Source organism: Actinoplanes sp. OR16, assembly GCF_004001265.1.
In the GTDB taxonomy this organism is placed as follows: Bacteria; Actinomycetota; Actinomycetes; order Mycobacteriales; family Micromonosporaceae; genus Actinoplanes.
In genome coordinates, this window is record NZ_AP019371.1 from 4927802 (window position 1) to 4939118 (window position 11317).

The 11317-nt window shown below is 73.0% G+C and carries 9 protein-coding genes; 5 read left to right on the forward strand and 4 right to left on the reverse strand.

The features are described from left to right. Position 1 precedes the first annotated feature (1 nt). Together EP757_RS22610 and EP757_RS42880 are read left to right on the forward strand one after the other, a co-directional pair. Entirely contained in the window at positions 2 to 835 is an 834-nt protein-coding gene (locus EP757_RS22610; RefSeq protein WP_127549070.1) for a Rieske 2Fe-2S domain-containing protein, read from the forward strand. After that, positions 832 to 1608, forward strand: a complete 777-nt coding sequence (locus EP757_RS42880; protein ID WP_160165848.1) for an FkbM family methyltransferase — start codon at positions 832 to 834, stop codon at positions 1606 to 1608. Before EP757_RS22610 ends, EP757_RS42880 begins: the two co-directional genes overlap by 4 nt. A 65-nt stretch (positions 1609 to 1673) precedes the next feature. Here the strand turns inward: EP757_RS42880 and EP757_RS22620 are convergent, their stop codons facing one another. Genes EP757_RS22620 through gntD form a run of 3 tightly spaced genes read right to left on the reverse strand, consistent with a single transcriptional unit; the run spans position 1674 to position 4758 of the window. Further along, positions 1674 to 2579, reverse strand: a complete 906-nt coding sequence (locus EP757_RS22620; protein WP_127549074.1) for a TauD/TfdA family dioxygenase — start codon at positions 2577 to 2579, stop codon at positions 1674 to 1676. 9 nt (positions 2580 to 2588) lie between these two features. After that, positions 2589 to 3704, reverse strand: coding sequence for a capreomycidine synthase (gene vioD, locus EP757_RS22625; protein WP_127549076.1), 1116 nt, complete (start codon positions 3702 to 3704; stop codon positions 2589 to 2591). 1 nt (position 3705) lies between these two features. Continuing rightward, positions 3706 to 4758 (reverse strand): guanitoxin biosynthesis L-enduracididine beta-hydroxylase GntD, encoded by a 1053-nt coding sequence (gene gntD / locus EP757_RS22630; protein WP_127549078.1) that lies wholly within the window; start codon positions 4756 to 4758, stop codon positions 3706 to 3708. Positions 4759 to 4926: 168 nt separating this feature from the next. Between gntD and EP757_RS22635 the strand changes: the two genes are divergently transcribed. Both EP757_RS22635 and EP757_RS22640 read left to right on the forward strand, forming a co-directional pair. Beyond that, the gene (locus EP757_RS22635) at positions 4927 to 5934 is read left to right on the forward strand and encodes a thioesterase II family protein (RefSeq protein WP_127549080.1); all 1008 of its coding nucleotides are present in this window, start codon (positions 4927 to 4929) and stop codon (positions 5932 to 5934) included. Continuing rightward, complete coding sequence (locus tag EP757_RS22640) at positions 5931 to 6872, forward strand: kinase (RefSeq protein WP_127549082.1); 942 nt, start codon at positions 5931 to 5933, stop codon at positions 6870 to 6872. Before EP757_RS22635 ends, EP757_RS22640 begins: the two co-directional genes overlap by 4 nt. A gap of 27 nt (positions 6873 to 6899) precedes the next feature. Here EP757_RS22640 and EP757_RS22645 read toward each other — a convergent pair whose 3' ends face one another. After that, positions 6900 to 8087, reverse strand: a complete 1188-nt coding sequence (locus EP757_RS22645; protein WP_127549084.1) for an MFS transporter — start codon at positions 8085 to 8087, stop codon at positions 6900 to 6902. A 258-nt stretch (positions 8088 to 8345) separates the two neighbouring features. Between EP757_RS22645 and EP757_RS22650 the strand changes: the two genes are divergently transcribed. Then, positions 8346 to 11261 carry a BTAD domain-containing putative transcriptional regulator gene (locus EP757_RS22650; RefSeq protein WP_127549086.1) on the forward strand — a complete coding sequence of 972 codons (2916 nt, stop codon included), beginning with the start codon at positions 8346 to 8348 and terminating at the stop codon, positions 11259 to 11261. Positions 11262 to 11317: the final 56 nt, after the last annotated feature.

Here is an 11317-nt window from a genome sequence, read left to right on the forward strand (position 1 = left end):
CATGGACAGCGACGAGATCGCTCTGCTGGAACACACCTGGTTCCCGGTCGCCCGGGCGGACGATCTGCGCGACCGGGTGCTCCCGGCCAACCTGCTCGGGCGCTCGCTGGTGGTCTACCGCGGGCCGGCCGGCGTGATGGTGGCCGAGGCGCTCTGCCCGCACCGGGGGGTGGACCTCACCGAGGCCGCCGTGCGCAAGGGACTCCTGGAATGCCCGCTGCACGGCTGGCGGTTCGACGGCGAAGGCGCGTGCGTCTACAAGCCGAAACGCCGGCCCGGCGGGGCGTTGCCCCGGCAGCGGCTGGTGACCTATCCGGCGATCGAGGCGTACGGGCACATCTGGAGCTGCCTGTCGCCGACGACGCGGACACCACCCCGGCTGGCCGGCTGGGGCGGCCCCGGCTGGAGTTACGGCTGTGCGAAACCGGTCCAGCTCACCGGCGGGCTGGTCCGGCTGGTGGACCTGTTCCGGTCGCCGCCGCTGACCCCGCCGATGCCGGACCGCGACGATCCGACGCTGCTGCGCTGGCCGGTGGACGAGCCGACCGGCGAGACGACCTACCAGGTCACCGTGCCCGCCTGCGCGAGCGCGCAGGCCCGCACTCCGGACGGCGGGCACTGGCTGATCGCCGACTTCGCCGCGCCGATCACCGCGGAGGCCGACCGGGTGCGGCGCTTCCGGGTGGTCGGCGCGCGTGGCACCGGTGCGGCGTCGCCACCCCCACAGCCCGCACCGGCCGGGGCGCCGCCGGTTGCCGATCACTACCGGGAGGCGTTCGCGCGGGCGTACCGCGAACTCGCCTTTTCCGGCCCCATCCTCGAGGAGGCGGTATGACGACGACAACGATGGCCGAGGTGACGCTGCCGGACGGCCGCGCGGTGGTCGGCCCCAGCGGGCCGGAGCTGCTCGGCCTCTGGGCGGAGATCACCGGCGATTCGCCGCTGGCGGTGACGGCCGGTGAACTGGCCGCCGGCGACACGGTGCTGGACGTCGGCGCGCACGCCGGCCTGTCATCGGTGTACGTCGCCGGTCGCCGGCCGGGATTGCGGATCATCGGCTTCGAACCGGCGCCGAGCACGTACGACTGCCTGGCCGAGAACTTCGCCCGCCACGTACCGGGCGGCACCGCGGTCCGGTACGCCCTGGGCGCGGCCGCGGGCGACCGGCCGTTCGTCTTCCACCCGTACCTGTCGTCGAATTCCACCCTGTACGCCGACGAGGCGGACGAGGCCGGCAACCGCGAGGCGTTCTTCGCCAACACGGGCACCGACCCGGCCACCCGTGAGGCGATCCGCAGTCTGCAGGCGGTCAGTCAGCAGACGTCGGTCCCGGTGACGACGCTGACCGGCGTGCTGGGCGGCGGCGACATCGACGAGGTGGCCTTGCTGAAGATCGACGTCGAGCGCGGCGAGCTGGCCGTGCTGGACGGTCTGGACGAGTCGTGCTGGCCCCGCATCCGCCGGATCCTGGCCGAGGTGCACGACCTGGACGGCCGCCTGGCCACGGTCGTCGCCCGCCTGCGCCGGCACGGCATGCGGGTGCGGACGCACCAGGCCCCGATGTACGCGGGCGGCTCGGTGCACACCGTCCTCGCCGCCAGGCCGTAGCGCTGCGGCGCCATCGCACGAATGCAGGGCCTCCCGTCGACGGGAGGCCCTGCATGTCGTTCGGCTCAGGAGCTGAGGCGCACCGGATCACCCATGGCCACGACGACCTCGCGGTCTCCCTCGTACGGGTCGAGGGCATGCGCCGCCAGCAGATTGTCGACGAGCAGCACGTCGCCCGGCTGCCAGGGCTCGCGCCGCAGGCACCGGTCGTAGGCGTCGTTGATGACGCCGACCGTCTCCGGTGTGACCGGGGTGCCGTCACCGGCGGCCGTGGTGAACGGGAGCGCGCCGGGGCCGAACTCGCGGGTCAGGAAGGCGCGGACGGCGGGATCGAGGGTCCACTCGTTGAGGAACGCGATCTGGTTGACCCAGCACCGCTCGCCGGTCACCGGGTGCTTGACGACGGCCGGCCGGCGCTGCGACGTGTGCAGCCGGCCGGGGCCGGACCAGGTGGCCTCGATGGCGTGGTCGTGGCAGTAGCGATCGACGGCGGCCGGGTCGCCGGTGCCGAAGGCCGCTTCGAGGGTGACGCCGAGCAGCGGGTTGTAGTGCCGGTCGAGCCGCCAGCCGGTCGTGGCGAACCGGTCCACCAGGGACGGCGGCAGCCGGCGCAGCATCTCGCGGCTGTCCGCGATCGTCGTGGCGCCACCGGTTCGCGGGGCGGTCAGGCAGCTGAACACCAGCAGGGACGGGACCTCGGCGGCGTAGCTGACCTCGTGGTGCATGCACATCGGCTGGTCGGGCGGCCACTCGCAGGACGAGTAGACGCCCGGCTCGTGGGTTCTGCGGGGAGCGAAGCCCTCGCGTTCGATGTACGGCGTGTCGATCAGCGTGCGGGACACCCGCACGGCGTCGTCCACCGACGCCACACCGAGGCCGCGCAGCCTCAGGGCGCCGTGGACGGTGAGCATCTCGCGGAGCTCGTCGCGGTGCTCGCTGAGCCAGGATCCGGGACGGCACGACACCAACATGATTCCTCCTCAGGTGGCGGCGGCGCGGGCGGCGAGCCGGTCGAGGCCGTGCCGCAGCTCGTCCAGCGGGCCACCGAAGCCGACGCGCATCCGGCCGGGTTGACCGAAGCAGTGGCCGGGCGCGACCAGGACGCCGTCCTCCTCGGCCAGGCGGGCGGCCAGGCCGGTCGCGTCGCCGCCGCCCGGCAGGCCGGCGAACGCGGTGACACCGCCGAGCGGAACGGGCACGGAGAAGGCGTGCCGGCGGGCCCACTCCAGGACCACGTCGCGGCCGAGCCGGGCCTGCGCGCGGTGCCGGTCGATGAATCGGTCGCCCTGCTCCAGGACGGCCGCGGCGATGGCCTCGTTCACCGGGCACACGTTCAGGGTGATGTAGTCGTGAACCTTCACCATGTCGGTGAGCAGCTCCGGCGGCGCGAGGCACCAGCCGACCCGCAGGCCGGGCAGCCCGTACGACTTGGACAGCGTTCCGGTCGACACGCAGCGGTCGAGCGCCGCCGCGGGATCGGGCAGCGCCGGGGTGTCATAGGTCAGCTCGGTGAACGCGCCGTCCCACACCAGGTGGCAGCCGTGCCGGTCGACCAGGTCGAGAAGCTCGCCGTACTGCTGCGCGGTCAGCGTCGCGCCGGTCGGGTTGTGCGGGAAGTTGACCACCACGGCCTTGGTCGCGGGGCCGAGCAGCGGCCTCAACCGGTCGAGATCCGGGCGGAAGTCGTCCGCGGGGTCGAGCTCCCAGTAGCGCAGGCGGGCGCCGAGTGCCTCGGCGATCGAGCACAGCGACTGGTACGCCGGACGCAGCACGACCACCTCGTCGCCCGGGCGGACCAGAGCGGTGAGGGCCAGGAAGATGGCCTCGCTGGAGCCGGTGGTGACCATCACGCGGTCGGTGCGGGCCGGGGCGAACCGGCCGGCTATCGCGTGCCGCAGGCGGTCGCCGCCGAGCGACGGGCTGTCGCGCAGGTCGATGTCGTCGAGGTCGGGCCAGTGCGGGCCGAGGGTCTCCCGCAGCCGGCTCATCCGGTACGGCGGCATGCCGGAACAGGAGATGTCGAAGCGGGCGGTGAAGTACCTGGTGCGGAACCAGTCCTCCAGCAGGGCGGGGGCGATGCGGCCGAGGGTCTGCATGTCAGCCGATCACCCGGTCGGTGGCCGACTGCCGGGCCGGCCGGCTGCGGCGCAGGTCGGTGACCACGTTGACCCGCTTGAGCCAGCGGTCGCGCCCGTCGTAGCGGGCCTGGAACGGCCGTCGCCCGTGCACCGCGTTGCGGTTGTCGATGAAGCAGGCGTCGCCGGCCGCGAGCGGCACGTCGTACAGATTGCGGTCGAGGTGGCCGACCAGCCACGCCAAGGCCCGCTCGGCCGCCGGGTCGCCGTCGACGGCGGCCACGAAGTCACGGTCGATGCGCAGCACCGGCGCGCCCGGATGACCGTCGAGCAGGGCCACCGGCGGCGGTTGCTGGCGCACGCCGGCCAGCCGGTCGAACGCCTCGTCGTCGGTCGCCTGGGCGCCCGCGTTGTGGTCCGGGTCGTGGGCGTTGTCCGGCAGGATCACGAACCGCGGCTCAGCCAGGATCGCGGCGACCTCGTCCGGGATGCGGCGCAGGTCGACCGAGGAGAGGGTGGTGGCCGCCAGATCGGGGGAGCGCAGGCAGAGCAGGCCGACATAGTCCGCGCGGTACGGCGAGAACGCGTCCTCGGTGTGCCAGGCGAGCTCCCGGGTGCTGCACGAGTTGAGGATGACCTGCTCGTGGCCTCGGGTCGGCACCACGTCGGCGACCAGCCGGCCGGCCTGCTGGGTCGCCCAGCCCACGACGTCACCGAACAGCGTGGCGTACAGCGCCAGCTGCATGCCGTAGAGCCGGCTCTCCGCGGTGTCCGCCTCCTGCCAGCAGGCCGGCGTGTCACCCAGGAGCGCGTCGTCGATGTGGCTGCCGCTGATCACCACGGCGTGCTTGCGGTCGTCCAGCCGGGCCACGTTGGCCAGGTCCCGGAGAGCGAACGGCAGATCGGCGGCGAGCACCCCGGCATCGGCCAGGAAGCGCGGCGAATCCACCGAGCCGTACGCCTGCAGGCACGAGCGCGCCAACTCCTCGGCCTGTGCGGCCTCCTCGGTGGTCAGCCGGTAACGAAGGATCAGCCGGTCCACAGAAGACGCCGGCCGGGTCATGGTCTCGATCATGTCCCCACCTCACTGTGCTGGGTCAGTGTCCAGGCCACCCTCACGCACTGCGGTATCACCCGCCTTTCATCACCCCGGTGGCCGGCGACGGGCCGCCGGATAGCACCGCGATATGCGGTCCGGTGACGCTCGACGGGTGTGAGACCGCTGGCGAAGTGGAGGTCGGAGATGCACGACGAATGGGTGGCCTACGACTCGGCCCGGGCGCCGTCCACACCCACCGAGGTCAGGATCGCCATGGCCTGGTCCGAGGTCCTCAACCTGCCGGTCGAGCGCATCGGCCGCGACGACGACTTCTTCCGTCGCGGCGGCACCTCCCTCGGGGCGGTGCGGCTGCTCGAACGGCTCGACCGGCAGGTGTCGCTCAGCCAGCTGTGCCAGTTCCCGGTGCTGCGCGACCTGGCCACCGCGGTGGACCGCGGCGCCGAGCCGGACGCGCCGCTGCTGCACGACCTGACCCCGCCGATCACCGGCCCGGACGCGCATCTGGTGTGCCTGCCGGACGCGGGCGGGAACGCGCTGAACTTTCACCGGCCGGCCGAACAGCTGGCCGCCGAGCGCATCGCCGTGCACGCGGTGGAGCCGCCCGGGCACGACGTCGGCGCCGCGCACAGCGACCTGCTGCCCCTGGACGCGCTGGCCCGCCGCGCGGCGCACGAGATCGGCGCCCTGTCGCCGGCCCCGGTGATGCTCTGGGGCCAGGGCTGCGGCGCGGCACTCGCTGTCAGCACCGCACGCCTGCTCGAAGCCTCCGGCCGTGCGCCGGAACGGGTCTTCCTCGGTGAACTGCCGCTGGAACCGGTCGAGGACCTGCGTGCCGAGATGAAGCTGCTCGCCGGCATGAGCAATCGGCAGGTCGCCGGTCTGCTGCACGCCGGTGGCTCCTACATCGAGGTGGGCGGCCGCAAGGCCGAGCGGATGGAACTGGTCGGCCAGGCGTACCGGCATGACGTGTACGCGGCCGACGACTTCCTGATCGCCGCCCAGCAACGGCCCGCCCGCCATCGGCTGGACTGCCCGGTGCACGTGGTCGTGCCCGCCGCCGCCGAGGACCGCGGTTTCCGCCGCTGGCAGTTGCTGGCCGGCACGGTCACGCTGCATCGCGTGGCGAGCCGGGAACCCGCCGGCGTCGTCCTCTCCGTCCGCTCCACCGCAATCGAGGAAGGTTCCCGATGAGCGCAGTCGCCACCCTCCTGGCCGGATCGAACAGGCGCGCCGGCGCCGGCGTCGGCGCCGCCTGCGGCACCTTCGGCGAGCTGCTCCAGGGCCGCCTGCCCGAACACGACGGCGATTTCCTGATCACCCTGCCGATCGCGCGGTGGTCGGTCGCCACCTTCCACAGCGAACCGGAGAGCCCCGAGCTCCTGGTCAGCCCGCCGCACAAGACCAAGGCGCTGCGCCTGACCCGGATGATCACCGACTGGGCCGGTGCGCCGCCCGGTGGCCGGCTGTCGATCGACAGCACCCTGCCCGAGGGCAAGGGCATGGCCAGCTCCTCGGCGGACCTGGTGGCCACCGCGCGTGCCGTGGCCAACGGCCTTGGCGTCGAGCTGCCGTGCCGGCGGTTGGAGACGATGCTGGCCCGGATCGAACCGACCGACGGCGTGCTCTACCCCGGCGTGGTCGCCTATCACCATCGCTCCGTGCGGCTGCGCGCGTCGCTGGGTGACCTGCCCCCGGTGACCATCGTCGCGGTGGACGAGGGCGGCCAGGTGGACACCGTGGCGTTCAACCACCGCCCCAAGCCGTTCACCGCCGCACACCAGCGGGAGTACAGCGCCCTGCTGGACGCCATCCTGTCCGCGCTGCCGGTCGGCGACCTGCCCGCGGTCGGCCGGATCGCCACCCGCAGCGCCGCGCTCAACCAGCTGCTGAACCCGAAGCGCTGGCTGGACGAGATACTCGGCATCTGCACGGCTTTCGACGGCCTGGGTGTGGTGACCGCGCACAGCGGCACGACGCTGGGCATCCTGCTCGACGACGCCGATCCGTCCTATCCGGACAAGCTGGCCGGAATGGCCGGGGCGTGCCGCGCGCTGGCCGGTGATGTGGCCGTCTACCGGTCCGCGACGTTCGGCGCTGCTCCCGACGACCCCCGGTGGCGCACGGTCTGACGATCCGGTGACCGAGGCGCCGGCCGCTCAGGCGGCCGGCGCCGGCTCGGCCGGTCGACTGCGCGGGGCGTAGCGGAACACCACCGCCGCGGCCAGCAGCGCCGACGCCACGGCGACCAGGCCGCCGGCGCGCAGCGGCATGACCGACAGGCTCAGCGAGCCCAGTCCGAAGCCCAGGCCCTGGGCGGTGTTGATGAGCCCGAAGCCCTCGGCACGGCGGTTCGTCGGCAGCGCGTCCTCGACCAGCACCGAATTGATGGTGATGAGCGGGCCGATGCAGACGCCGGTGAGCGCGGTGCCCACGATCACCACCGGCCAGGACGCGCCGAAGGCGACCACGGCGCCGCCGCTGGCCAGGACGGCGAGCAGCGCCGCGGCGGTGCGGCCGTTGCCGGGCCGGTTGATCCGCAGGTAGAGGAAACCGCCGAGCAGGCTGGCGGCGGAGAGCACCACCACGATGACCGCGGCGGCGTTCGCGCCGCCGTCCAGGCGTTCCGCGATGGGCAGCACCGCCACCTCGACGGTGCTGGTCAGGTGGCCGACCGCGAAGGCGCAGCAGATCCAGCAGAACAGCGTCCGGAGCAGGCCGTTGCCGGGGGTCACGGGGGTGGCTCGCACGGTTTCCCGGCCGGCCGCCACCAGCGGTACGGCCAGGATCGACGCGGCCGCCATCAGCAGCACCGGGGCGGTGGTGGAGAGGGCGGTCAGGAGCCCGACCAGCACCGGGCCGCCCACGATGACGAGGTCGACCATCATCGTGTTGACGGCGACCGCCCGGGGCAGCAGTTTCTCGCCGACGACCTCGGTCAGCAGCGCCCGGAAGCCGCCGAGCAGGCCGCCGCCCAGCGCGCCGACCACGACCGCGATGGCGATGAGCGCGCCCGCGGGCAGACCGGCCACGGCGGCCGCCAGCAGGCCCAGGTAGGCGATGCCGCGGAGGGCCAGCATGGCCCGCAGGCCGCGGACGATGCCGGTGCGGTCGAAGAGCCGTCCCATCGGGACCGCGCACACCACCTCGGCGATGACGATGGTGGCCACGATCGCGGCGCCGGTCGCGTACGACCCGGACGTCGCGGTGGTCAGCGCGGTGAACGCCAGTGGCGCCATCGCGATCGGCAGCCGGGTCAGCTGGGCGCCCGCCGACCATCGCCAGTACGGCCGGTGCCGCCCGAGTGGCCACGAGGAGGTGGTCCGGACGGTGCTGTCGGTCTTCAAGGTCGCCTCCCGGTGGTCAACGAAGCGGCGGGGCACCGGTTATGTTCCCCCCGGCTCGGCGGCTCACTCCCTGCGAGCTGCCCGCGAACCCATTCGATCGCGGCGGCCTATCGCCGCGCTGTCGTGCCGGAACGAATTTGGCGCGACGGTCACGTTTAGATCACGAAGCGCAACGGTATGAATGTCCACGCTCAGGGAGATCGATCGATGTGACTTTCGAGCCGAGCCGGGGAGTCGGTAGTGAACTGGGTTTTCCGTGTGCTGGGTACGCTCGAGGTAACGGGGCCGCGGGGCACGTTGCATCTGACCTCCACTCGTGAACGCGTCATGCTGGCGCTGCTGGCACTGAACGCCAATCGGCAGGTGTCGGTGGACCGCCTGGTCGACGCGGTCTGGGACGAGGACGCGCCGTCCACCGCCCGCGGGCAGATCCAGATCTGCGTGTCGCGCCTGCGCCGGGCTCTCAAGACGGCCGGTCTGCCGGACCGCATCACCACCCGCCCACCCGGCTACGCGCTGCGCATCGAGGACGGCGAGCTGGATCTGCAGGTCTTCGAGTCCCTGGTCACCGAGGGGCTGGCCGCGGCCAAGCACGAGGACACGAAGGCGGACGCCGTGCGTGCCCTGGAGCAGGCGCTGGCCATCTTCGCCGGTGAGCCGCTCGCCGACATCGATTGCCGGCTGCTGCGGTCGGTGGCGATGCGCCTGGAGGAACGCCGGCTCGGGGCCACCGAGGAGTACATCGACCTGCAGCTGCAGCTGGGCCGGCACCACGAGGTCATCGACGACCTCATGTCGCTGGTCGCCGAGCATCCGCTGCGCGGCCGGCTGCGGGCCCTGCAGATGACCGCGCTGCATCATGCCGGTCGCCAGGCCGACGCCCTGGCGACGTTCCAGGAGGCGCGCCGCGAGCTGATCGACAAGATCGGCGTCGAACCGGGCGCCGAGCTGCGTCAGTTGCAGATGGAGATCCTGACCAGCGACACCGACGGCGCACCGGAGGACCTGCCCGCCGCGCCGGACCCGGTGCTGGTGCCCCGGCTGCTGCCGCCGGACATCGCCGACTTCACCAACCGGACCGAGACCGTCGCCGAGGTCCGTGACCTCGTCCGGGCCGCCGGGTCGGACGACGGCTCGGCCACACCGGTCATCGTGGCGATCTCCGGCAAGGGAGGGGTGGGCAAGACCCGGTTCGCGCTGCGGACCGCGCACGAGCTCGCCGCCCAGTTCCCGGACGGGCAGCTGTACGCCGAGGTCCGCGACAGCGACGGCCGGCCGGTGAGCCCGGAGCGGGTGCTGGGCCGCTTCCTGCGGGCACTCGGCGTACCGGGCAGCGCGATTCCCGACGAGATCGACGAGTGCGTGGCGCTCTACCGCGACCGCCTCGCCGGGCGGCGGGTCATGGTGCTCCTCGACGACGCCACCGACGAGGCGCAGATCCTGCCGCTGCTACCCGGCAGCGGACGCTGCCTGGTCATGGTGACGAGCCGGACCCGGCTCGGCGGGCTGTCCGGCGCCCACCGCATCCACCTCGACGTCTTCCAGCCGGGCTCGGCCGTGGCCCTGCTCGAGCGGCTCCTCGGCCATGAACGGGTGGTGGCCGAACCGACCTACGCCCTGGAGCTGGTCAACCAGTGCGGCGGGTTGCCGCTCGCGCTGCGGGTGGCGGCCGCCCGGCTGAACGCGCGCCCGCACTGGCCGATCGGCCGGCTGGTGGAACGGCTGCGCGACGAGAAGCACCGCCTCGACGGGCTGGCCTACGCCGGCAGCGACATCCGGTCCAGCATCAACGTCAGCTTCGAGGACCTGGACGACGACGGCCGCCTGCTGCTCGCCCGCCTGACGTTGTGCGAGACGGCGGAGTTCCCCGACTGGGTGGCCGGGCCGCTGCTGGACTGGGACGTCGACACCGCGGCCGACGTGCTGGACAGCCTGGTGGACGCGCAACTGCTGGACGTGGTCCGGACCGCCGGCGGCACACGCTACCGGCTGCACGAGCTGATCCGGATGTTCGCGCGCGAGCGGCTGGCCACCGATCCGACCGCGGAGCGGCTGGCCGCGCTGCGCCGGCTCATCGCCGGCTGGCTGTTCCTGTCCGACGAGGCCCACCGCCGGGCGTACGGCGGCAACTACACGCTCATCCACGGCGGGTCCCCCCGGCGCGAGCTCTCGGCCGGCCTGGTCGACCGCATCCTCGCCGACCCGATGCAGTGGCTGGACGATGAACGCACCAGTCTGCTGACCGTCATCGGCCAGGCGGCGGACATCGGCGACCACGAGTCGTGCTGGGACCTCGCCCTGAGCATGAGCACGCTGTTCGAGGCCCGCAGCTACTTCCGCGACTGGCGCGACACGGTGGAGGTGGCGCTACCGGCGGTCCTGCGTGCCGGCAACCGGCGCGGCGAGGCGGCCATGCTGTATTCGGACGGCACGTTGCAGATGAATCAGCACCGCCTGGACAGCGCCGGCGCGCGGCTCGCCGCCGCCCATCAGATCTTCGCCGACCTCGGCGATCCGCACGGCGCCGCGCTGGCGCTGCGCAACCTCGCCTGGCTGGATCAGGCGCACGGCCGGATGGACGCCGCTCTCGACAAGTACGGCGAGGCCATCACGGCCCTCGAATCGGCCGGCGACCGCGCGGGCGCGGCGCACGTGCTCTACCAGATGGGCTACATCAATCTGGAGCGTGGCGAGCTCGACACCGCCGGGCGGCACTGCGCCGTGGCGCGCGAGATCGCCCGGTCGATCGAGAATCAGCGGCTCATCGCCCAGCTGCAGACGCTGCAGGCCACCGTCCATCTGGAACGCGACGAACTGGAGCAGGCGGACCGCTCGTTCTCGCAGGCACTGCGGATGGTGCGGGCCAGTCGTGACCGGGTGGGCGAGGCCCACGTGCTGTACGGCACCGGGCTGGTGCGGCTGCGCCAGGGCTGCTTCGCCGACGCGCGGGCGGTGCTCAACGAGGCCACCGGGCTGGCGGAGCACGGCGCCGACCAGTTGCTGGTCGGGCGGGTGACACTGGCGATCGGGGCGGTGCACGCCGGCCAGGAGGAGGCCGACCTGGCGGTCTCCTACACCTCCCGGGCGATCGCTCTCTTCGATCAGCTCGACGCCCGCCACTGGCGAGCGCGCGCCCTCCATCAGCTGAACAGCATCGCCGCGCAGCCCGGGTGACCGCCCGGCGGCCGGCGGTGAACGCCGGCCGCGGGGCGGGACGTCATCTGCTCAGC

Excerpts from the sequence above, each read along its gene's own strand:
- EP757_RS22610 (WP_127549070.1), top strand. The coding sequence starts at position 2 with ATGGACAGCGACGAGATCGCTCTGCTGGAACACACCTGGTTCCCGGTC.
- EP757_RS42880 (WP_160165848.1), top strand. The coding sequence starts at position 832 with ATGACGACGACAACGATGGCCGAGGTGACGCTGCCGGACGGCCGCGCG.
- EP757_RS22620 (WP_127549074.1), bottom strand. The coding sequence starts at position 2,579 with ATGTTGGTGTCGTGCCGTCCCGGATCCTGGCTCAGCGAGCACCGCGAC.
- vioD (WP_127549076.1), bottom strand. The coding sequence starts at position 3,704 with ATGCAGACCCTCGGCCGCATCGCCCCCGCCCTGCTGGAGGACTGGTTC.
- gntD (WP_127549078.1), bottom strand. The coding sequence starts at position 4,758 with ATGATCGAGACCATGACCCGGCCGGCGTCTTCTGTGGACCGGCTGATC.
- EP757_RS22635 (WP_127549080.1), top strand. The coding sequence starts at position 4,927 with ATGCACGACGAATGGGTGGCCTACGACTCGGCCCGGGCGCCGTCCACA.
- EP757_RS22640 (WP_127549082.1), top strand. The coding sequence starts at position 5,931 with ATGAGCGCAGTCGCCACCCTCCTGGCCGGATCGAACAGGCGCGCCGGC.